Source organism: Mycobacterium gordonae, assembly GCF_002101675.1.
Classification (GTDB): domain Bacteria; phylum Actinomycetota; class Actinomycetes; order Mycobacteriales; family Mycobacteriaceae; genus Mycobacterium; species Mycobacterium gordonae.
The window spans coordinates 13,353-33,653 of the sequence record NZ_LQOY01000211.1 but is presented as its reverse complement, the minus strand read 5'-3'; the positions used below and the strand labels follow the sequence as shown (position 1 = coordinate 33,653).

The 20,301-nt window shown below is 67.7% G+C and carries 20 protein-coding genes; 15 read left to right on the top strand and 5 right to left on the bottom strand.

The features are described 5' to 3' along the window. Nucleotides 1-98 precede the first annotated feature (98 nt). Genes AWC08_RS27235 through rpe form a run of 3 tightly spaced genes read right to left on the bottom strand, consistent with a single transcriptional unit; the run spans nt 99 to nt 3,511 of the window. Nucleotides 99-821: an HAD-IA family hydrolase gene (locus tag AWC08_RS27235; protein WP_069435666.1), complete on the bottom strand. Its 723-nt coding sequence runs from the start codon at nt 819-821 to the stop codon at nt 99-101. Nucleotides 822-824: 3 nt separating this feature from the next. After that, entirely contained in the window at nt 825-2,831 is a 2,007-nt protein-coding gene (gene tkt, locus AWC08_RS27230) for a transketolase (protein ID WP_085088471.1), read from the bottom strand. Further along, nucleotides 2,828-3,511, bottom strand: coding sequence for a ribulose-phosphate 3-epimerase (gene rpe, locus AWC08_RS27225; protein WP_197522094.1), 684 nt, complete (start codon nt 3,509-3,511; stop codon nt 2,828-2,830). The genes tkt and rpe overlap by 4 nt, the downstream gene beginning before the upstream one ends. A 163-nt stretch (nt 3,512-3,674) precedes the next feature. On the opposite strand from rpe, the gene AWC08_RS27220 reads away from it, so the two are divergent. Together AWC08_RS27220 and AWC08_RS27215 are read left to right on the top strand one after the other, a co-directional pair. Next, complete coding sequence (locus AWC08_RS27220) at nt 3,675-4,343, top strand: response regulator (RefSeq protein WP_069435614.1); 669 nt, start codon at nt 3,675-3,677, stop codon at nt 4,341-4,343. After that, a complete protein-coding gene (locus AWC08_RS27215) occupies nt 4,340-5,527 on the top strand; it encodes a GAF domain-containing sensor histidine kinase (RefSeq protein WP_142283838.1) in 1,188 nt (395 codons plus the stop codon). The genes AWC08_RS27220 and AWC08_RS27215 overlap by 4 nt, the downstream gene beginning before the upstream one ends. Here AWC08_RS27215 and AWC08_RS27210 read toward each other — a convergent pair. Further along, nucleotides 5,515-6,513, bottom strand: coding sequence for a class I fructose-bisphosphate aldolase (locus AWC08_RS27210; RefSeq protein WP_069434184.1), 999 nt, complete (start codon nt 6,511-6,513; stop codon nt 5,515-5,517). The two genes, AWC08_RS27215 and AWC08_RS27210, sit on opposite strands and share 13 nt — an antisense overlap. Nucleotides 6,514-6,661: 148 nt before the next feature. On the opposite strand from AWC08_RS27210, the gene AWC08_RS27205 reads away from it, so the two are divergent. Genes AWC08_RS27205 through AWC08_RS27190 form a run of 4 tightly spaced genes read left to right on the top strand, consistent with a single transcriptional unit; the run spans nt 6,662 to nt 10,374 of the window. Next, entirely contained in the window at nt 6,662-8,092 is a 1,431-nt protein-coding gene (locus tag AWC08_RS27205) for a form I ribulose bisphosphate carboxylase large subunit (protein ID WP_069434185.1), read from the top strand. A gap of 16 nt (nt 8,093-8,108) precedes the next feature. Further along, complete coding sequence (locus AWC08_RS27200; RefSeq protein ID WP_065134978.1) at nt 8,109-8,534, top strand: ribulose bisphosphate carboxylase small subunit; 426 nt, start codon at nt 8,109-8,111, stop codon at nt 8,532-8,534. Continuing rightward, nucleotides 8,531-9,475 carry a CbbX protein gene (gene cbbX, locus AWC08_RS27195; protein WP_065134979.1) on the top strand — a complete coding sequence of 315 codons (945 nt, stop codon included), beginning with the start codon at nt 8,531-8,533 and terminating at the stop codon, nt 9,473-9,475. Before AWC08_RS27200 ends, cbbX begins: the two co-directional genes overlap by 4 nt. Further along, on the top strand, nt 9,472-10,374 hold the full coding sequence (locus AWC08_RS27190; protein ID WP_065134980.1) for a LysR family transcriptional regulator: 903 nt from the start codon (nt 9,472-9,474) through the stop codon (nt 10,372-10,374). Before cbbX ends, AWC08_RS27190 begins: the two co-directional genes overlap by 4 nt. Nucleotides 10,375-10,450: 76 nt before the next feature. Here AWC08_RS27190 and AWC08_RS27185 read toward each other — a convergent pair whose 3' ends face one another. Beyond that, entirely contained in the window at nt 10,451-11,512 is a 1,062-nt protein-coding gene (locus tag AWC08_RS27185; RefSeq protein ID WP_065134981.1) for an AraC family transcriptional regulator, read from the bottom strand. A 262-nt stretch (nt 11,513-11,774) separates the two neighbouring features. Between AWC08_RS27185 and AWC08_RS27180 the strand changes: the two genes are divergently transcribed. The 9 genes from AWC08_RS27180 to AWC08_RS27140 all read left to right on the top strand — a co-directional run bounded on the left by AWC08_RS27180 (nt 11,775) and on the right by AWC08_RS27140 (nt 20,271). After that, nucleotides 11,775-12,326 carry a DUF1641 domain-containing protein gene (locus AWC08_RS27180; protein WP_069434186.1) on the top strand — a complete coding sequence of 184 codons (552 nt, stop codon included), beginning with the start codon at nt 11,775-11,777 and terminating at the stop codon, nt 12,324-12,326. Between the two features lie 66 nt (nt 12,327-12,392). After that, a complete protein-coding gene (locus AWC08_RS27175) occupies nt 12,393-13,364 on the top strand; it encodes an NADH-quinone oxidoreductase subunit B family protein (RefSeq protein ID WP_055580998.1) in 972 nt (323 codons plus the stop codon). 51 nt (nt 13,365-13,415) lie between these two features. Continuing rightward, nucleotides 13,416-15,023, top strand: coding sequence for a nickel-dependent hydrogenase large subunit (locus tag AWC08_RS27170; RefSeq protein WP_065134983.1), 1,608 nt, complete (start codon nt 13,416-13,418; stop codon nt 15,021-15,023). A 65-nt stretch (nt 15,024-15,088) separates the two neighbouring features. Beyond that, nucleotides 15,089-15,868, top strand: coding sequence for a hydrogenase maturation protease (locus tag AWC08_RS27165; protein ID WP_065134990.1), 780 nt, complete (start codon nt 15,089-15,091; stop codon nt 15,866-15,868). Nucleotides 15,869-15,873: 5 nt separating this feature from the next. Then, complete coding sequence (locus AWC08_RS27160; protein WP_065134991.1) at nt 15,874-16,149, top strand: hypothetical protein; 276 nt, start codon at nt 15,874-15,876, stop codon at nt 16,147-16,149. Nucleotides 16,150-16,155: 6 nt separating this feature from the next. After that, nucleotides 16,156-17,400, top strand: coding sequence for a hypothetical protein (locus AWC08_RS27155; RefSeq protein WP_069434187.1), 1,245 nt, complete (start codon nt 16,156-16,158; stop codon nt 17,398-17,400). Beyond that, nucleotides 17,397-18,266 (top strand): NifU family protein, encoded by an 870-nt coding sequence (locus AWC08_RS27150; protein ID WP_069434188.1) that lies wholly within the window; start codon nt 17,397-17,399, stop codon nt 18,264-18,266. The genes AWC08_RS27155 and AWC08_RS27150 overlap by 4 nt, the downstream gene beginning before the upstream one ends. Continuing rightward, nucleotides 18,263-19,441 (top strand): NHL repeat-containing protein, encoded by a 1,179-nt coding sequence (locus AWC08_RS27145; protein WP_069434189.1) that lies wholly within the window; start codon nt 18,263-18,265, stop codon nt 19,439-19,441. Before AWC08_RS27150 ends, AWC08_RS27145 begins: the two co-directional genes overlap by 4 nt. Continuing rightward, nucleotides 19,438-20,271, top strand: a complete 834-nt coding sequence (locus AWC08_RS27140; protein WP_069434190.1) for a hypothetical protein — start codon at nt 19,438-19,440, stop codon at nt 20,269-20,271. The genes AWC08_RS27145 and AWC08_RS27140 overlap by 4 nt, the downstream gene beginning before the upstream one ends. Nucleotides 20,272-20,301 lie beyond the last annotated feature (30 nt).

Below are 20,301 nucleotides of genomic sequence, written 5' to 3'. Positions count from 1 at the left end.
GCGCACCCCCGCCGAAGAACTCCACCGACTACTCTCAGACCCGTCCGCATTCGTTGCAGCGACGGCCTGAATCCAAGGCCGCTGGAGCGTCGTGGACTTCACACTCGGCGGGCCGGCGCCGCCCACCAGTGCCGGTGCACCTCACGGCAACCGTCGGCCAGCAGCTGCCCAGGCTGGTCGAAGGCGGAGCGCACCGCGGCCGCACCGGTGAAGTCCTGATCGACGGTGTAGCCGTTGGTCACCACCAAGGTCGCCAGCCCCGCCGTTCGTGCCGCCCGCAGCCCGATAGCTGAATCCTCAATCGCCAGTATGTCTTCGGGCGGCAATCCGAGCCGTTGTAAAGCCGTCAGATACGCCTCGGGGTCGGGCTTGAGCCGTTGCACGTCGTCACCGGTGACGATCACCTCCGCAACACCATCCCCGACCACGTGCCGAACCAGTGGTTCCACCCAACGCCGGCGGCCGGTCGTCGCGATGGCCACGCGGACACCGGACCGGTGCAGGTCGGCGATCAGCCTCGACAGACCCGGACGGCCGCAGATCGCACCGTTGAGGACCCGCATGGTGAACAGGGCCGTCTTGGTACGGTGCACGTCCTCGGCCAACCGGCCGGCGCGAGTGCCGTACCCCCGCGCCCGCAGATCATGCGTGATGCGGCGACGCCCACCAGCGATCGCCAGCAGCCGACCGTAGGTCTCGGGCGTCCAGACGATATCCAGGCCGTGTTTGGCGAAGGCGTCGTTGAAGGCCAGCCGATGACCGTTGCGCTCGGTATCGGCCAGCGTCCCGTCGACGTCGAAGATGACCGCTCGCAGCACCATTCGTCAACCAGACGCGCGCGCGATGCTGTGCAGCGCCGCTTCGGCGACGGCGGAGGCGGTCAGCCCCAGGTGAGCGGCCACCTCCGGGCCGGGCCCGCTGGCGCCGAAGCGGTCGATGCCGATCACCGTGTCACACGGTCTGGCCAGCGCCCGCCAGCCGGTGCTCACTCCGGCCTCGATCCACACCACCGGCAGATCAGGCAACGCTGCGATGCGTTCCCGCCACATCACCGACACCACGATCGCGGCGATTCCGCGCTCGCTCAACAATTCTGCGGCCTGCATCGCCAGCGCAACTTCGGAGCCGCTGGCCGCCAGCATGACGTGCGGAGTGTCCGCGACCGGCCGCACCACCCGCATGCCGTAGTGGCGGACATCGTCCAACCCGAAGCCGCCGAGCTCCGGAAGATCCTGCCGGCTGAGCACCAGAACCGTTGGGCCGTCAGTGTTGTCGGCGGCGAGCTGCCAGGCCAGTGCGGTCTCGGCGGCATCGGCCGGCCGCAGCACGGTCAGGCCGGGGATGATCCGCAACGACTCCAGCTGCTCGATGGGCTGATGTGTCGGACCGTCCTCCCCGACGTGCACGGAGTCGTGGGTGAACACATAGATCACCGGCAGCTTCATCAGCGCCGAAAGCCGCAGGGCCGGCCGCAGATAGTCGGCGAACACCAGGAAGGTGCTGCCGAATGGGCGCAGCCCGCCGTGCAGGGCGATGCCGTTCATCACCGCCGCCATGGCATGCTCGCGGATTCCGAAATGGATTGTGCGACCGATGAAGTCGTCCGGCGCCACATCGCCGCCGGGGATGGCGGTGTTGGTCGAGGCGGCCAGGTCCGCCGACCCGCCGACCAGGCCGGGGTACACCGCGGCCAGCGCTTGCAGCGCCTTGCCGGAAGCCTTACGAGTAGCCGACTTTCCGCCCGCGGCGGCCCCGTCGGCCAGAGGTGTCAGCACCGACAGGTCGTCGGCGACCGGAATGCAGTCCAGCGGGAAGTCCGCGGACAGCTGCGGGTGGTCCACCTGCCACGCGGCGTGCGTCCGGGCCCACTGCGCATGCGACGCGGCGCCGCGGGCGGCCACCACCGCGGCGGCCGCGCCCACCGCGAGCGGCACGTGGAACTGCTCGTCGGGCCAGTCCAGGCGGGTGCGCATGGCCTGCAGCACCGCCGAACCCAATGGACTGCCATGGGCTTTCGGTGTTCCCTCGACTCCGGGAGCCCCGAAGCCGATGGTGGTGCGCACCCGGATGAAGGTGGGCCTTCCATCACCGTGGGATGCTTCGGTGAACGCACGGTCCAGGGCAGGGACGTCGTTGCCGTCGGCGACGCTGAGCACCCGCCAGCCGTAGGCGGCGAACCGGCCCTCGACGTCGTCGGCGCAGCTCTGCGAGGCCGGCCCGTCGATGGTGATGTCGTTGTCGTCGAAGATCAGGATCAGCTTGCCCAGCCGCAACCGTCCGGCCAGTGAAGCAGCCTCGTGGCTGATGCCCTCCATCAGGTCGCCGTCGCCGGCGAGCACCCAGGTGCGGTGGTCGACGACGGTGTGTTCCTCGGTATTGCACCGGGCGGCCAGCATCCGTTCGGCCAGCGCCATGCCGACCGCGTTCGCAATGCCTTGTCCCAGTGGCCCTGTCGTGGTTTCGACGCCGGGTGTGTGACCGTATTCGGGGTGCCCGGGGGTCGAGGAGCCGAGCTGACGGAACTTGCGCAGCTGGCTGACCGGCAGGTCGTATCCGAAGACATGCAGTAGGGCGTACAGCAGCATTGAGCCGTGACCGGCGGACAGCACGAACCGGTCCCGGTCCGGCCAGCGTGGGTCGGCCGGGTCGTGGCGCAGGTGGCGCGACCACAGGGTCCAGGCGATGGCGCTGGTGCCCAACGGCAGCCCGGGGTGGCCGCTGTTCGCTGCCTGCACGCCGTCGGCGGCCAGGAAGCGCAGGGTGTTGATCGCCAGTTGATCCAATTCGTCGGTGCGGTGCGATGTTTCGTTGACAAGCGGTGCGATGGTCATCGGGTCACCAATCTCTCGTTGGTTTGGCGGGCGGCCGCACGGAGCGCCTCGGCGCGATCCGGCATGGAGGCGGCGAACAGTGCGGAGCCGGCGCAGAATACGTCGGCGCCCGCTGCCGCGGCCCGCCCGATGGTGGACGGTCCGATGCCGCCGTCGACTTCGAGTTCGATCTCCAGTCCGCGGCCGTCGATTTCGGCCCGGGCGGCCGCAATCTTGGGCTCCATGCTGGCCAGATACCGCTGCCCGCCGAACCCCGGGTTGACTGTCATGATCAGCAGTAGGTCGGTAATGTCGAGAACGTCGACCACCGCGGCCAGGGGAGTGGCCGGATTGACCGCCACACCCGCGCGGGCGCCAAGGTCGCGGATGCTCGACAGGGTGCGGTGCAAGTGCCGGCACGCCTCGGCGTGCACGATGACGATCTCACAGCCCGCCTCCACCCACCGCGGCAACATCGGGTCGGGGTCCTCCACCATCAGGTGTGCCTCGAAGCCGATCGTCACCAGGTCGCGGCAGGCGGCAATCACGTCAGGGCCGAACGTCAGGTTCGGCACGAACCGGCCGTCCATGACGTCCCACTGAATGCGGTCCACGCCGGCGTGCTCGATCTCGGCGACATCGCGGCCGAGTTCGGCGAAGTCGGCCGGCAACACCGACGCGACCAGGACTGGGCTCGTCACCTCACACCACCTCCTTCACGCCGCCAACTTAAGGCGACCGCCGTCGAGACGAATCCCCCATCGCGGGGGGAATTGGGGGGTAATGCCGCGGCTCTCGCTGCACAGTCATAATCGGCACGAATATAGAGATGACGGCATTCGCATTCACCTTTATCGTTTATGCATGACGGTGATAACCGCGGCACCCGTTCGCGTCGTATTGGTAGACGACCATGAAATGGTCATCGAGGGTCTCAAGGCCATGCTCGCCTCGTTCAAGAATCGGGTACGCGTGGTGGGGGAGGCCGTCGGCGCCGAGAACGCGGTCGGCGTCATCGAGAGCCTGCGCCCCGACATCGTGCTGTGCGACGTGCGGATGCAGGGCGCCAGCGGGCTGGATCTGTGCCGAACCATCCGAGAGCGCAATCCGGCCTCCAAGGTGATTCTGCTGTCGGTTTACGAAGACGAGCAGTACCTTTTCCAGGCGCTGCGGGTCGGGGCGTCCGGCTACCTGCTCAAGGGCATTAGCAGCGACGAACTGGTGCGCCAACTCGAGTACGTGCAAGGCGGTTCGACGGCCATCGACGCCGGCCTGGCCGCCCGCGCCGCGGACACCGCCGCGCGGTTGCAGCGTGACGAATTCTGGCCGGGAGCGCGCCAGGGCCTGAGCCAACGCGAAAGCGAGATCCTCTCGTTCGTGGTGGCCGGCCTGTCCAATCGGGGCATCGCCAGCAAACTCGTCATCGGCGACGAGACGGTGAAGAGCCATCTGCGGTCCATCTACCGCAAGCTCGGCGTCAACGACCGCACCGCGGCGGTGGCAGTCGCGCTGCGCGAGGGCATTTACCAGTGAACGTGCGCGGGCTGGTGGACTCCGACCGGGAGGTGGCGCTGCTGCTCGACATCGTCGCCGCCACCGGCAGCGGCCCGGCGGTCGAACCGGTGGCTGCCGCAGTCGCCCGGCTGATCACCGCCGCCACGGCATCGGACGTGTGCTTCGTGCACGTGCTCGACGACTCCGGCGGCTCGCTGACGTTGGCCGGCGCGACGCCCCCGTTCGACGAGTACATCGGGCAGGTGCAGCTGCGGTTGGGCGAGGGCGTCTCGGGCTGGGTGGCCCAGCACCGCGAGCCCGTCGTCATCACCAGCGGCAAGGACGAAGACCCGCGCTATGTGCCGATCGCGGCCCTGCGCGGCTCGGACTTCACCTCAATGGCGTCGGTACCGATGGAGACCGGGCTGGGCCGGCTCGTCGGTGTCCTGAACGTGCATACCGTGGCCCGCCGCGACTTCACCGAGCGTGACATTCAGCTGCTGCTGGCGATCGGTCGGCTCACCGCCGGCGCCCTGGACCAGGCCCGGGTGCACCGGCAGCTGGCCGCCAAGGAACGGGTGCACGGAAACTTCGCCGAACAGGTGATCGCCGCCCAGGAATCCGAGCGCAGGCGACTGGCCGGCGACATCCACGACGGCATCAGCCAGCGACTGGTCAGCCTGAGCTACCGGCTCGACGCCGCCGCCCGGGCCGTGGAGATCGACGACTCCGCCGAGGCCACCGAACAGCTGGAGAAGGCCCGCGACCTGGTCGACCTCACCCTGGCGGAGGCCCGCTCGGCGATCGGCGGCCTGCGGCCACCCGTACTCGACGACCTCGGCCTGGCCGGCGGGCTGGCCAGCCTCGCCTCGACCATCCCGGAGGTCGACCTCGATCTCGAACTGGCCGACACGCGGCTCTCCGAACATGTCGAGGTGGCGCTGTACCGCATCGCGCAGGAGTGTCTGCAGAATGTCGTCAAGCACTCGAAGGCGATGACGGCCACTGTGCGTTTCACGGTCTCTGACGGTGAGGCCCGCCTGCAAGTCGCCGACGACGGCGTCGGCTTCACGCCGTCTCCAGGCCGCGCGCCCACCAGCTACGGGATGCTGTCGATGACAGAACGCGCGGAGCTGGTGGGCGGACGGCTGGCGGTGCGGTCCACACCCGGATCGGGAACCACGGTCACGGTGACGGTGCCGCTGCCGGCTCAGGCCGGCTGAAGCTCACCGCGCAGCCGCAGCGCCGCGGCGTTGGCGTTCACGTGGCTGGACAGCGCGTCCTGCGCGGCACCGATCTTCAGCTCGTCGCCGCGCCACGCCGTCAGCGCGGGCGACACCAACGCCCGGCCGAACGAGAAGGTTAGTGGCCACGGCGTGCGATGGGCTTGCAGCGCGGTGAGGTTTGCTGTGGCACGCTGCGGCGACTGTCCCCCGGACAGGAAAGCCACGCCGGCCAGCTCACCGGGCCAGGCCCGCAGCACCGAGACTGTCGCCTCGGCCACTTGTTCCGCGCTGGCCTGAACTGGGTGGTCCTCGCCCTCGATCACCATGTTCGGTTTGAGGACGATGCCGGCCAGGTCCACTCGCAGCAAACCGAGCTGCTGACGGACGGCCGCGTGCACGCTGGCGGTCACCTCGGCACACCGCTCGATGCCGTGGTCACCGGTCATCAGCACCTCGGGTTCGACGATCGGCACGATTCCGGCTTCCTGGCAGGCGGCCGCGTAGCGGGCCAGCGCGTTGGCGTTGCAGGCGATCGCGCCCCAGCTTGGGGTGTTGTCGCTGATGGTGAAGACCGCGCGCCATTTGGCGAACACGGCGCCCATCTCCGCGTACCGCGCCAGGCGGGCAGGCAAGCCGTCGAGTCCTTCGGTCACGGTTTCCCCGGGGAGGCCGGGACACGGCCTGGCGCCGGTGTCGACCTTGATCCCGGGCAGCATGCCGAGTTCGCGGACCGCTTGGGCGAACGGTCGGCCGTCGCTGAAGACCTGGGCGAGCGTCTCCTCGCAGAAGATGATCCCGGAGACTCCGTCAGCCAGGCCCGGCGTGCTGGTCAGGATCTCGCGGTAGATGCGTCGACTGTCCGCGGTGGCGGTGACGCCTGCCTGCTCCAGCCGGCTGGACATGGTGGCGATGCTCTCGTCGGCGGCCAGGATTCCTTTGCCGGGTGCGGTCATGGCCTGGGCGATCTTCCTGCATGTGTTCATGGCCCAGACCGTAGAAAGACCCCGGACACTGGTCTTCACCCGAACGGTGGAACTGGTGGGGGTACGGCAAACACTTAACTATTTACTTCAGATTTGATGGACTATTATCGATAGACAGCTTCAGTATTGCGCTGACACGATTCGAGCCATGACACAGAGATGGAACGCGGGAGTCATCCCGTACGCAGAAATGGGATATTGGCAGCCGGACTACGTTCCGAAGGACACCGACGTGTTGTGCGCCTTCCGGATCACGCCGCAAGAAGGGGTCCCCCCCGAAGAGGCCGGCGCCGCCGTCGCCGGCGAATCGAGCACCGCGACCTGGACGGTGGTGTGGACCGACCGGCTCACCACATTCGAGCACTACCAGGCCAAGTGCTACCGCGTCGATGCGGTGCCGAACACGCCCGGGCAGTGGATCGCCTGGATCGCTTATGACCTCGACCTGTTCGAGGAGGGCTCGATCGCCAACCTGACCAGCTCGATCATCGGCAACGTGTTCGGGTTCAAGCCGCTCAAGGCGCTGCGCCTGGAAGACATGCGGATCCCGACCCACTACGTCAAGACCTTCCAGGGCCCCGCACACGGCATCGTGATGGAACGCGAGCACCTCGGCAAGTTCGGCCGTCCGCTGCTGGGCGCCACCACCAAGCCCAAGCTGGGACTCTCCGCCCGCAACTACGGCCGAGTCGTCTACGAGGCCCTGCGCGGCGGGCTGGACTTCACCAAGGACGACGAGAACATCAACTCCCAGCCGTTCATGCGGTGGCGCGACCGCTTCCTGTTCTGCATGGAAGCCGTCAACCGGGCGCAGGCCGCGACCGGTGAGATCAAGGGCCACTACCTCAACATCACCGCCGGAACGATGGAGGAGATGTACGAGCGGGCTGAGTTCGCCGCCGAACTGGGCTCGGTGATCGTGATGATCGACCTGACCATCGGCTACACCGCGATTCAGTCGATGGCCAAGTGGGCCCGCGACAACGGGGTCATCCTGCACCTACACCGCGCCGGTCACGGCACCTACACCCGGCAGAAGAACCACGGCGTCAGCTTCCGCGTCATCTCCAAGTGGATGCGGCTGGCCGGGGTCGACCACATCCATGCCGGCACCGTCGTCGGCAAGCTGGAAGGCGACCCCAACACCACCGCCGGCTTCTACGACACTCTGCGGCTGGACAGCATCAAAGCCGACCCGGTCAAGGGCCTGTACTTCGACCAGGAGTGGGCCTCGATGCCCGGCGTCATGCCGGTCGCCTCCGGCGGTATCCACGCAGGTCAGATGCACCAGCTCATCCACTATCTCGGTGAGGACGTGGTGCTGCAGTTCGGCGGCGGCACGATCGGCCACCCGATGGGCATCGCCGCCGGCGCCGAGGCCAACCGGGTCGCACTGGAAGCCATGATCAAGGCCCGCAACGAGGGCCGCGATTACTACCACGAGGGCCCCGAGATCCTGAAGAAGGCCGCTTCCCGCAACCGGGCGCTGGACACCGCGTTGGCCACCTGGGGCGACATCACCTTCAACTACGAATCCACCGACACCCCGGACGTCGTCGCGACGCCGACCCGGGTCTGACCCAAGGAGCGCAACCATGCGAATCACCCAGGGCACTTTCTCCTATCTGCCCGACTTCACCGACGAGGAGATCACCGCCCAGATCAACTACGCGCTCGACCACGACTGGCCGTTGTCGGTGGAATTCACCGACGACCCGCACCCGCGCAACATCTACTGGGAGATGTGGGGGCTGCCGATGTTCGACCTCAAGGACGCGGCCGGCGTGCTGCTCGAGGTCAACGCCTGCCGGGCGGCCAACCCGAACAGCTACATCCGCCTCAACGCCTACGACGCGAGCCTGGGCCGGCAGACGACGGCGCTGTCGTTCATCGTCAACCGGCCCGCCGAAGAGCCGGGCTTCCGGCTCGACCGCGCCGAGCGGGCCAACCGGCAGATCGGCTACAGCACGTTCGCCTACGCCACCGAACGGCCGAGCGGGCAGCGGTACGAGTCGTCATGACCGCCTTCGGCTACCGGCCCGCGGCCACGGTCGCGGAGCCCGAACCCGAGCCCTTGGACCCGGACGCCGTCGTCGACCTGGCGGCGGCCCGGGCCACCTCGGGGGTCGACGAGGTGCTGGCCGGATTGGACCGCGAATTGGTCGGCCTGGAGCCGGTGAAGACGCGCATCGCCGAGATCGCGGCGCTGCTGCTGGTCGACCGCATGCGGGAGCGGTTCGGCGTCAAGGCCGCCCAGCCCACCCTGCACATGTGCTTCACCGGCAACCCGGGCACCGGCAAGACCACCGTCGCAACCAGGATGGCCGACCTGCTGCACCGGCTCGGCTACCTGCGTCGCGGCCATCTCGTCAGTGTCACGCGCGACGACCTGGTCGGCGAATACGTCGGCCACACCGCGCCCAAGACCAAAGACGTCATCAAGCGGGCGATGGGCGGGGTGCTGTTCATCGACGAGGCGTACTACCTGTACAAGGTCGAGAACGAACGCGACTACGGCGGCGAAGCCATCGAGATCCTGCTGCAGGTGATGGAGAACAACCGCGACGACCTGGTGGTGATCCTGGCCGGCTACGCCGACAAGATGGACCAGTTCTTCTCGGCCAACCCCGGCATGCAGAGCCGCATCGCCCACCACATCACCTTCCCCGACTACACGGTCGGCGAACTCGAGCAGATCGCGGGGCTGATGATCGACGGGTTGGGCTATCGGTTCTCCGACGAAGCCCGTTCGGTGCTGCATCAGTATCTGCACCGGCGCCGCGACCAGCCCTGGTTCGCCAACGCGCGCAGTGTGCGCAACGCGCTGGAACGGGCCCGGCTCCGCCACGCGCGCCGACTGCTGGCCGCTGCGGACACGCCGGTGGGTTTGGCGGAGCTGACCACGATCGAGGCGGTAGATCTGTTGGCCAGTCGGGTGTTCGAGACACGGGAGAGCGCATGACTACCAATGCAAGGTTGCGGGCCCTCGTCGAGGTGGCCGACACCGGTTCGGTCCGGGGAGCCGCCGAACGTCTGGTGGTCACCGAGTCGTCAATCTCGTCGGCGCTGCGGGCGCTGAGCCAGGACATCGGCATCACGCTGGTCGACCGGCACGGCCGGGGAGTGCGGCTGACGCCGGCGGGTCTGCGTTACGTGGAGTACGCGCGCCGGATCCTGGGTCTGCACGACGAGGCGATCCTGGCCGCGCGCGGCGAGGCGGACCCGGAGAACGGTTCCATCCGGTTGGCCGCGGTGACATCGGCGGGGGAGTTGCTGATCCCGGCGGCACTGGCGTCGTTTCGAGCCGAACATCCCGGGGTGGTACTGCACGTGGAGGTGGCCGCCCGCAGCGCGCTGTGGCCGATGCTGTCCCGGCATGAGGTTGACCTGGTTTTCGCCGGACGCCCGCCCGAGGAGCTGCGCAAGAAGGTCCGGGTGCGGGCGATCAGCCCCAACACGCTGATCGTGGTGGGCTGCCCGTCGGTGGCCGACGGGTTCGTTCCCGCGGCGGCCACCTGGCTGCTGCGTGAGCACGGGTCTGGCACCCGCTCGACGCTGATGACGCTGCTGGAGGATCTGGACGTCGCGCCACCGCAGCTGGTGCTGGGGTCCCACGGCGCGGTGGTGTCGGCGGCGGTCGCCGGCCTGGGCGTGACCCTGGTCTCGCGGCAGGCGGTGCAGCGCGAGCTGGACTCCGGCGCGCTCGTCGAGCTGTCGGTGCCGGGCACACCGATCAAGCGGCCCTGGCATGTTGTCAGCCAGCCGACCCCGCCGATGGCCACCGAGCTGCTGATCAACCACTTGGTGTCGCACCCGGAACTGGGCTGGCGGCAGGTCAGCGCGGTGCGGCGCGCGTCGTGACCGTCCCCGCGACACTGACACCACGCACACGACACGCCGCGGCGGGTGTGCGTGGTTTCAATCTCGTCGCCCTCGGTCAGCGCCGCAGCGTCTCCGACGGCGCCTCACCCCACCTCTTGCGGTATTCGACGGCGAAACTGCCCAGGTGGTTGAAACCCCACCGCTCGGCGACCGCCGTGACCGTCACGCCGTCCGACGGCATGGCGTCCATCAGCTCCTCGTGCACCCGCTCCAGCCGGCGTTCCCGAACGTAGGTCATCGGGGTCATGTTGAGCTCTTCGCGAAAGCCCTGCTGAATCGACCGGACGCTCATGTGCACCGCCTTTGCCAGGCCGTCCATCGTGATGCGCTCGGCCAGGTGGTCGTCGATGTAGTTCATCGCGTCGTGCACCACCGCGCGGCGCGGATCCGGCTGGATCGGTTGTAGAAACTCTTCGTAGTAGTTGGACGGCTGCAGCTGCAACAGCGTGCTCATGACGAGCTCCTCGATGGCACCGATGCCCTGTCCGCGCTGAATCAGCGAACCCGGGTGAAACACCTCGCTGTGGATCAGTTGCACCACGGTGTGCCAGCGCATCGCGGCTTCGGTCGCCAGGTCGAATTCCGGGTCGAACTCCAGCGGCTTGGTCAGGCTGCGGCCCAGCAGCCGGGTGAGGTGTGCGGCCATCGCTCGCTGCTCGATCCGGATCAGCAGCTGAGGCGAGTCGTGGTCGAACTGGATTCTCAGGGCTTCGCCAGGGCTGGTCACCAGCGCCCGGATGGTGTTGGACTCGAAGCTGTGCCCCCGATGGTCGACCAGGGCGCGGCCGTTCATCGGCATGTGCACGCCGAAGTACTGACCCAGTGCGGGGATGTCGACGGTCGCGGCCACATGCACGTCGAGGTACAGCATGCTGACGTTGCGCAGCCGCACCCCGTGCATCGTCGCAGCAAACCCCTCGACGTCCTCCGGGCCGACGTGTAACGACAGCGGGGCCAACGCCTTGGCCATCAGCCGAACGGCCTCCGTCGGATTCTCGGTGTAGAAGATCTCGTTGTCGGCCAGCGCCGGCGGGACACCGCGCGAGCGCACTTTTCGGCGCACCGGATGCGCGGTCCGGCGGACGTCGATGTACCCGAGCCGGGTCAGCCGCGACATCGCCTCGAACCCCGGTAACCAGCAGGTAAACCCCCTGGCAGCGGCCACCGCGAACGTGAACCGCTCACTAAAGAATCGGTGGCGATCATGCAAGCCTCTCGGTCGGCCAGCGCGCGCCAACGCGCTTAACTGTTCGCAATCCTGACAGCTCCTGCGCGAATGCGATAGGCACAGTCCGAAGCGGCGGCTAGTTTGTGATCGAGGCCACAGTCCCTTCCGAGTCGGGACCCCAGCCCGCCCGATTCGACTAGAGGAGGTTTCTATGTCGGCAAACGGTCAGGTCGTCGCGCTGTCGCCGGGCGACCAGCTACGCGACCGGCTCGACGACCCCGCGATCGCCGCGTCGCTCAACAGTTTGCTCGACCATGCTGACCTGCTGGCGATCCTGGTGACCGGCCTCGACGGCTTCGTGCGACGCGGCGACCAGATCAGCGAGTCGCTGGCCTCGGCTGTCGGCGAAATCCGCGGTGCCTCGCTGACGGTGCCCGGCCTCGAGGGGGTCAAGGCCGAGTTGGGGTCGGTGGACGTACAGGCGCTGGCGGCGACGCTGGCGTCGCTGGCATCGGCGCTGGTGGCCGCGGCGCCCACCTTGAACAAGATCCTCAACTCGCCCCTCGTCGATCCGCAGGCCGCCGACGTCCTCGCCGATCTGGGCGAGGCGCTCGTCGAAGGCAAGGCGGCCGCCGCGGCGGACCCGGGTGGGCCCAAGGGCCTGTTCGGCCTGTGGCGGGTAAGCAAGGACAAAGACATCAACCGTGGCCTGGGATTCCTGGTTCAGGTAGCCCGGGCATTCGGAAGACAACTGCCAAAATAACAAAAACATTCAGCCCAAATTGACAACCGTGGTCGCGCCCTCGGCCGCAATTCGAGAGGAGTTCCTATGGCTTCCGTTTTATGGTTTCAGGGCGGGGCATGTAGCGGTAATACCATGTCTTTTCTCAATGCCGAAGAGCCCAATGTCGTCGATTTGATCGTCGATTTCGGGCTCGATCTCTTGTGGCACCCGTCCCTGGGCCTCGAACTCGGGAAGAACGCCCAGAAGGTGTTCTGGGACTGCGCCAAGGGCGAGCGGCCGCTGGACATCTTCGTCTTCGAGGGCACCGTCATCGAGGCGCCCAACGGCACCGGCCGGATGGACATGTTCGCCGACCGTGCGATGAAGGACTGGGTCACCGACCTGGCCGCCGCGGCCCAGATCGTGGTGGCCATCGGCGACTGTGCCTGCTTCGGCGGTATCCCGGCGATGGAGCCCAACCCGTCAGCGTCGACGGGACTGCAGTTCCACAAGCGGGAAAAGGGTGGATTCCTGGGGCCGGACTTCAGGTCCAAGATGGGTCTGCCGGTGATCAACATTCCGGGTTGCCCCGCCCATCCGGACTGGATCACCCAGATCATCGTCGCGCTGGCCACCGGCCGGGCCGGTGACATCACCCTCGATGAGCTGCACCGGCCCGAGACGTTCTTCAAGACGTTCACCCAAACCGGTTGCACCCGAGTGCAATTCTTCGAGTACAAGCAGTCGACGATGTCGTTCGGCGAGGGCACCCGCACCGGTTGCCTGTTCTACGAGTTCGGTTGCCGCGGGCCGATGACCCACTCGCCGTGCAACCGCATCCTGTGGAACCGCCAGTCCTCGAAGACCCGTGCCGGCATGCCCTGCCTGGGCTGCACCGAACCGGAATTCCCGCACTTCGATCTGGCGCCAGGAACCGTGTTCAAGACCCAGAAGGTCAGCGGCATGATCCCCAAGGAAGTGCCCGAGGGCTCGGACCACCTCACCTATATGGCACACGCCGCGGCCGCCCGGATCGCGGCCCCGCAATGGTCCAAAGAAGACATGTTCGTGGTCTGAGGACCAGCACGCCACAGCCCTGGTAGTGCACGAAATTCATTGGGAGGATTCATGACCGCGCTCGACCTGTATGTCAGCCCGCTGGGCCGTGTCGAGGGAGACCTCGACGTCCGCGTCACCGTCGACGACGGTGTCGTCACCTCGGCCTGGACCGAGGCGGCGATGTTCCGCGGCTTCGAAATCATTCTGCGGGGCAAGGACCCGCAGGCCGGCCTCATCGTGTGTCCGCGCATCTGCGGCATCTGCGGTGGCAGCCACCTGTACAAGTCCGCGTACGCGCTGGACACCGCCTGGCGGACGCACATGCCGCCCAACGCAACCCTGGTGCGCAACATCTGCCAGGCCTGCGAGACGCTGCAGTCGATTCCGCGCTACTTCTACGCGCTGTTCGCCATCGACCTGACCAACAAGAACTACGCCAAGTCCAAGCTGTACGACGAGGCGGTGCGCCGCTTCGCGCCCTACGTGGGCACGAGTTATCAACCGGGCGTAGTGCTTTCGAACAAGCCCGTCGAGGTGTACGCGATCTTCGGCGGCCAGTGGCCGCACTCGAGCTTCATGGTGCCGGGCGGCGTGATGTGCGCGCCAACGCTTTCCGATGTCACCCGCTCCATCTCGATCCTCGAACACTGGAAGGACAACTGGCTGGAGGCCCGCTGGCTGGGCTGCAGCATCGATCGCTGGCTGGAGAACAAGACCTGGGAAGACGTGCTGGCCTGGGTGGACGAGAACGAGTCGCAGTACAACAGCGACTGCGGCTTCTTCATCCGCTACTGCCTGGACGTCGGTCTGGACAAATACGGCGCCGGGGTGGGCAACTACATCTCCACCGGTACCTACTTCGACCCCACGCTGTACGAGAACCCCACCATCGCCGGGCGCAATGCCGCGCTGATCGGCCGCTCCGGGGTGTACGCCAAAGGTCAGTGGTACGAATTCGACCAGGCCAACGTGCGCGAGGACGTCACGCACTCGTTCTACGAGGGCAGCCGGCCACTGCACCCCTTCGAAGGCGAAACCATCCCGATCGACCCCGAACAGGGCCGCAAGCAGGGCAAGTACAGCTGGGCCAAGTCGCCGCGCTACGCCGTCGGCGACTTGGGCAACATCCCGCTGGAAGCCGGGCCGCTCGCGCGCCGGATGGCCGCCGGCGGCCCCAACGCGGCCGCGCACCAGGACAACGACCCGCTGTTCGTGGACATCCTCAACAAGATCGGTCCGAGCGTCCTGACCCGCCAACTTGCCCGCATGCACGAAGGGCCGAAGTACTACAAGTGGACCCGCGAGTGGCTGGACCAGCTCAACCTCAAGGAGAGCTTCTACTCCAAGCCCGTCGAGCACGCCGAGGGCATGGGGTTCGGCTCCACCGAGGCCGCCCGCGGCGCGCTCTCGGACTGGATTGTGCTGGAAGACAACAAGATCAAAAACTACCAGGTGGTCACACCGACGGCCTGGAACATCGGGCCTCGGGACAGCTCCCAGGTGCTCGGCCCCATCGAAGCCGCTCTGGTCGGTTCGCCGATCGTCGACCCCGAGGACCCGGTGGAACTGGGGCACGTGGCGCGTAGCTTCGACTCGTGCCTGGTGTGCACCGTGCACGCCTACGACGGCAAGACGGGACGCGAACTGTCGAAGTTCGTCATCAACGGGATGGTGTGATCCTGACTGCGTACGACTGCTCGTTGGGGCCCAGCGACCTCGCACCCCCCGGGTGCGAGGTGCTCGTGGTCGGCTGCGGCAACCTGCTGCGCGGTGACGACGGTGTCGGGCCGGTCTTGGTCCGGCATCTCTGGGAGCGGGGCGTCCCGGAGGGAGCGCGCCTGGTCGACGGCGGCACCGCGGGCATGGATGTGGCATTCCAGATGCGCGGCGCGCAGCGGGTGGTGATCATCGACGCCGCCGCGACCGGCTCGGCGCCGGGCACCGTCTTCAAGGTGCCGGGCGAGGAACTCGCGGACTTGCCGCCCCTGCAGGGCCTGCACACCCACTCGTTCCGGTGGGATCACGCCATCGCCTTTGCTCGCTGGGCGCTCGGCGAGGACTGCCCGACCGACATCGCCGTCTACCTGATCGAGGTCGCCGGCGTGGAACTCGGCGCCGATCTGTCCGAACCCGTAGAGGCCGCAATGGAACTCGTCATCGACCGGATCGAAGCCGAGTACCTCGCCGACCTGCGCCCGGCGCCGGAAACCGAAGTCACCGTCGAATTCACCGCCGACGGCTACCTGCGCCTCGACGCGGCACTGGCCGCCAGCCGGTTCCCGTCCGACGCGGTCGTCGCCGTAGTCCGCGACGGGGACCTCTGGCTCATCCCACTGCGGGGGCCCCGCAGCGGCGGTCTGCTGTTGAAACAACGCAACCCCGCCGGCGACCGCTCACTGCTCATCCGCGAGGTGATCGAAGGCAGGGTCGGCGTGACTGGTGCATTCTGGGACGATGCACAAAAGTCGCTGCGCATCCCGCTGCGTGAAGGGCCGCACGACGCGCCGGAGCCGCCGGGGTGATTCTGATGGCTGAGCGTCCGACCGTCGGGGGGCAACAGGAGGAGCCGGAGCGCCCGCCGACGGTTGTCCGCGCCGACAGCTCAGCCGACGAAGCACTGGACGTTCAGACCGTAGTCGTGGAGGAAAGCGGCCGTTGGGCCGTGGAGATCGTCGTGGTGTTCGCCGACGGAGTCGTCCGCCGGCGCATCGACACCCACCACACCAAACGGCGCGCCGAAATCTCGGCCGCCCTGATCAAGCGCGCCGCCGAGCGCAATATCCGAGGACCGATCAATGGGTGAATCGTCATGACCACAGCGCCTGAGCTAGCCCGAGCGGCGAGCGTCGCGGCCAGGCCGCAACCGCTAGGTGCCTTCCCGCTACCGCTGGGCTATCTGCTCATCCCACCGGGTACCGAGAACGTGCGAGCGGCCCTGCTCGACGGCAACGAGCCGGACGAATGGCCGGAAGAGCTTCGGGGGCTTGAACTTGCACACCAAGGCGACGTCGGCGCGGCGCTGGAGCACCTGACGGGTGACGATCCCGTCACCCGCTACAACCGGTTCGTGCTGGAACCCGAAGGCGTGGATACCGACTCGTTGCGCGCCGATCTGGGCGAGTTCGGCGTGCTGGTCGACCTGGTGCTATTCACCCTCGGACGGCGGGACACTGCGCCCGACGCCGACGGTGTCAGCGGTGAACTGGCCGCCGTCGTCCTGTCCGCGCAAGCGAGTCAGGCGCTGGCAGAGGGAAATCCGCTCAAGGCCCGGGCGCTGCTGGAGCGTGCCGCCGAGGCGGGGGCGTCGGTGTCTCGGTGTCTCGAGGGAACGATGGTGGCGGCAGCCGGTTCCATCTGCCGCGACCTCGACGACCCGTCGACCCAACAGCTCCTCGAGCGCGCGCTGCGCCTCCTCGACGGCGCCGAGGGCCTGCGCATCGCGCGCGCCGAACTGCACCTCACCATTGCCGGGATGATTCACGAACGCGCGCAGGACAATCCGGGCCTGCTCGCGCAGGCCATCCCGCACTACCACTCCACCCTGCAATTGGTGCTGCGCAAAGAGGCTCCGCTGTTGTGGGCCTCCGCGCACGCCAACCTCGCGACCGCCTACCTGACCATGCCGATGGTCGAGGCCTCCGGCCAGCTGCGGCTGGGTGTGGCGGCGCAGTCGCTGCGCTCCGCGCTGAAGGTCTACACGCCTGAGCAGTATCCCGAGCAGTGGGCGAGTGTCCAACTCAACCTGGCCAACTCCCTGGTTTACACGCCGTCGAAGCATCAGGCCGACAACCTGATCGAGGCGGTGGAACTCTACGAGGGAGTGCTGGCGGCGCGGGGCCGTGACACCGACCCGCTGGGTCGGGCCAGGGTGCTGGCCAACCAGGGCAACGCGCTGGCGCACCTCGGCATTTTCGATCAGGCGAAGGCCAAGCTGTACGAAGCCCGGTTCCTGTTCGAGGAGCAACAGGATGACGATTCGGTGCGCGCCGTGCGCGGCGTGCTCGACGAAATCGCCCGCCAGCTAGCACTTTCCCGGACCGGGGACGACCGATGACCACCGTGTTCGAGCCCGGCCTGGAGGAGTTGGCCAAGCGGGTCGACGACGCGGTCGCCGCCTTGGCTGACCTAGACCCCAAAGCTCGGGCCGTCGCCGAGGAACTCAAGTCCGCGCTGGAAGCCGTGCACCGCGCCGGGCTGGTCACCATCGTGCGCCGGATGCGCGAAGACGACGGGGCGCGGGCGGTTCTCTTCGAGCTGGTGGACGACCCGGTGGTGCACCTGCTGCTGTCCCTGCACGAGATCATCCGGCCGGACCCGGTCACTCACGCCAACCGCGTGCTGGTCACGGTACGACCTCAATTGCAAAGCCACGGAGGCGATGTCACCCTGGTCCGGGTCGAGGACGGTATCGCCTATGTGCGGCTGGAAGGCGCATGCAACGGTTGCTCGATGTCATCGGTGACGTTGCGGAACCTGGTCCAGGAGGCGCTGGTCGAGGGAGTTCCCTCGATCACCGCCGTCGAAGTGCTGCCCAACGAGCCGTCGCCGACACTGATCCCGCTGGAAGCGTTGCGGATCGGCCCGTCCCGCGACGGCTGGGCCAGGATGGGACCCGCCGCCGACGTTGCCGACGGTGACGTCACGGTCCGTAGCCTCACCACCGACGCCGGCGAGAGCGCCGAAGTGCTGGTGATCAGCGTCGACCGGCGGCTGTCGGCGTACCGCAACGAATGTGCCCATGAGGCAATGCCGTTGGACAATGCGATTCTCGACCTGGGCAACGGCACCCTGACCTGCCCGTGGCACGGCTTCTGCTACGACGCATCCTCGGGCGAATGCCTCAGTGCGCCAGGGGCGCAGCTCGAACAACTGCCGCTGCGGGTCGACAACGGAGACGTCTGGGTCCGAGTGCGCGGATGAGCCGCTACACCGTCCGGCACAACATCGCCTCGTTGCCGCCGCGCGCCGACCCGGTCGCCACCACCGACCTCACCGATGGCTGGTCCCCGGAGGTTTGGTTGGGTGCGCCGGCCCCCGGCGGCCTGAGCTTGCCGGCGGCCAAACCCACCATGGCGTGGATGTATTCGCCGCGCGGTGTGTTCCTGGGCGACGAGCATCTGGTGGTCGCCGACTCCGGCAATCACCGGGTCCTGATATGGCACGGAATTCCGTCCGACGACGAGCAACCGGCCGACGTCGTGCTAGGACAGCCGGACGGTGAGACCGAAGGCCGCGCCGCCGGCGGCCGTGGACCTGAGCGCGGCATGAACCTGCCCACCGGCGTGCTGGTGCACGGCGGGCGGCTCATCGTCGCCGACGCCTGGCACCACCGCATCCTGATCTGGGACACCGTGCCGCGGACCAGCGACGTCGCACCGGACGTCATCCTCGGACAGGATGGCGCATCCGCGGTGGAACCCAACGCCGGCGCCGAATGTTGCGCCTCGTCCTTCTACTGGCCGTTCGGCCTAGCGGTCGTCGGTGACACCTTCTGGGTGGCCGACACCGGCAACCGTCGAGTCCTTGGCTGGCGCAACGGGATTCCCGCTCCGGGCCGGCCGGCCGACGTGGTGCTGGGCCAGCCGAGTCCCGCACACCGGGAGGAAAACAGGGGACAGGCGGCCGGTCCCGCCAGCTTCCGCTGGCCACACGACATCGCCGGACACGAAGATCTGTTGTTGATCGCGGACGCCGGAAACCACCGCATCCTGGGCTGGTCGCCGGCGCCGGACGCCGACCGACCCGCCGATGTCCTGCTCGGCCAACCGGATTTCGCCAGCGCGGAGGAGTGGCCGTACGGCCCCCACACCGGCGACCGGTTCCGGTTCCCCTACGCGATCGGCATGACCGAGGGTCGACTGGCCGTCGCCGACACCGCCAACAACCGAATCCTGCTGTGGGACAACGTTCCGACCGAGGGACGAGCGGCCGATCATGTCCTGGCGCAACCGGGCTTCGGCGCCAACGGTGAGAACCGCTGGACGTCGGTGCAGCGCGACACGTTGTGCTGGCCGTACGGCCTGTCACTGCACGGTGACCGGCTGGCCGTCGCGGACTCCGGCAACAACCGGGTTGTCATCTGGCGGCGGCGGTGAGACCGCGAATCGTCCAATCCGACGGCCAGATCGGTTTCTTCTGGGCGACCCCGGGCGGAAGGCGAACCTCGTTGCAGGCGTTGGTTTCTGTCGACGAGGAGGCCGACAGGTTGGTGGCCACCCACCTCGAAGCCCTCGACGACGCGTTGATCATCGCCGCGGAGCGGTTCGGCGAGATCTTGGGCGGGGGAAGGGGTCCCGCGAACGCCGAGGAGCGCGACGATCTCCTCGACCTGCACCGCACCCTGGACCGGCTCTGCTTCGAGTACGCCGCGGCCGCCGAATCGGCCGGTGTCAAACCGGATCTGCGCGCCGGCAAGATCATTGGGACCGCCGCGCTGTTCTCCATTCGTGCCCGCCAGCCGCTCGGCCTGTTGGGACCCGCGCCCCTGGACGATCAGCTCGACGAGCCCAGCCTCGGCGTGGTGGGCGGATTCGGGGAGATGGTTCAGGTGGATCCGGCGCGACCGTGGCTGGGTGGCCGCTGGGTGGTGCGAACGGAAGCGGGACAACGCTTTCCGCTCACACTGTCGATGCTGATGTTCGACAGCTCGGGGGTTAACAAGGAGGCCGCCCGCGCCGAACATGTGCAAGCCCTGCGGTCCGTCATCGCCGGTGCACAGAGCGCGGACGCTGACCCACTGGCCGTCACCTGTGCGATCGACTGGCTGCTGTATGACTGGCTGATGGCCCACCGCGACGGACCCGACAGCGCCGAAATCGTCTTCCCGAAGGGCCACGAGGCCGACGCCGGAGTCGTCGTCGCCGCGGCCGCGACATCGGTGACGGCCAGGGCGACCTTCGATCCGGGCCTGGTGGGCCTGGGCTGATTGCCAGGCCTGAATCACTATGGCTTTCCC

Bases quoted from the DNA above. Each gene is read 5' to 3' on its own strand.
- AWC08_RS27235 (WP_069435666.1), bottom strand. From the start codon at position 821: ATGGTGCTGCGAGCGGTCATCTTCGACGTCGACGGGACGCTGGCCGAT.
- tkt (WP_085088471.1), bottom strand. From the start codon at position 2,831: ATGACCATCGCACCGCTTGTCAACGAAACATCGCACCGCACCGACGAA.
- AWC08_RS27220 (WP_069435614.1), top strand. From the start codon at position 3,675: ATGACGGTGATAACCGCGGCACCCGTTCGCGTCGTATTGGTAGACGAC.
- AWC08_RS27210 (WP_069434184.1), bottom strand. From the start codon at position 6,513: ATGAACACATGCAGGAAGATCGCCCAGGCCATGACCGCACCCGGCAAA.
- AWC08_RS27205 (WP_069434185.1), top strand. From the start codon at position 6,662: ATGACACAGAGATGGAACGCGGGAGTCATCCCGTACGCAGAAATGGGA.
- AWC08_RS27200 (WP_065134978.1), top strand. From the start codon at position 8,109: ATGCGAATCACCCAGGGCACTTTCTCCTATCTGCCCGACTTCACCGAC.
- cbbX (WP_065134979.1), top strand. From the start codon at position 8,531: ATGACCGCCTTCGGCTACCGGCCCGCGGCCACGGTCGCGGAGCCCGAA.
- AWC08_RS27190 (WP_065134980.1), top strand. From the start codon at position 9,472: ATGACTACCAATGCAAGGTTGCGGGCCCTCGTCGAGGTGGCCGACACC.
- AWC08_RS27185 (WP_065134981.1), bottom strand. From the start codon at position 11,512: ATGTCGCGGCTGACCCGGCTCGGGTACATCGACGTCCGCCGGACCGCG.
- AWC08_RS27180 (WP_069434186.1), top strand. From the start codon at position 11,775: ATGTCGGCAAACGGTCAGGTCGTCGCGCTGTCGCCGGGCGACCAGCTA.
- AWC08_RS27175 (WP_055580998.1), top strand. From the start codon at position 12,393: ATGGCTTCCGTTTTATGGTTTCAGGGCGGGGCATGTAGCGGTAATACC.
- AWC08_RS27170 (WP_065134983.1), top strand. From the start codon at position 13,416: ATGACCGCGCTCGACCTGTATGTCAGCCCGCTGGGCCGTGTCGAGGGA.
- AWC08_RS27160 (WP_065134991.1), top strand. From the start codon at position 15,874: ATGGCTGAGCGTCCGACCGTCGGGGGGCAACAGGAGGAGCCGGAGCGC.
- AWC08_RS27155 (WP_069434187.1), top strand. From the start codon at position 16,156: ATGACCACAGCGCCTGAGCTAGCCCGAGCGGCGAGCGTCGCGGCCAGG.
- AWC08_RS27150 (WP_069434188.1), top strand. From the start codon at position 17,397: ATGACCACCGTGTTCGAGCCCGGCCTGGAGGAGTTGGCCAAGCGGGTC.
- AWC08_RS27145 (WP_069434189.1), top strand. From the start codon at position 18,263: ATGAGCCGCTACACCGTCCGGCACAACATCGCCTCGTTGCCGCCGCGC.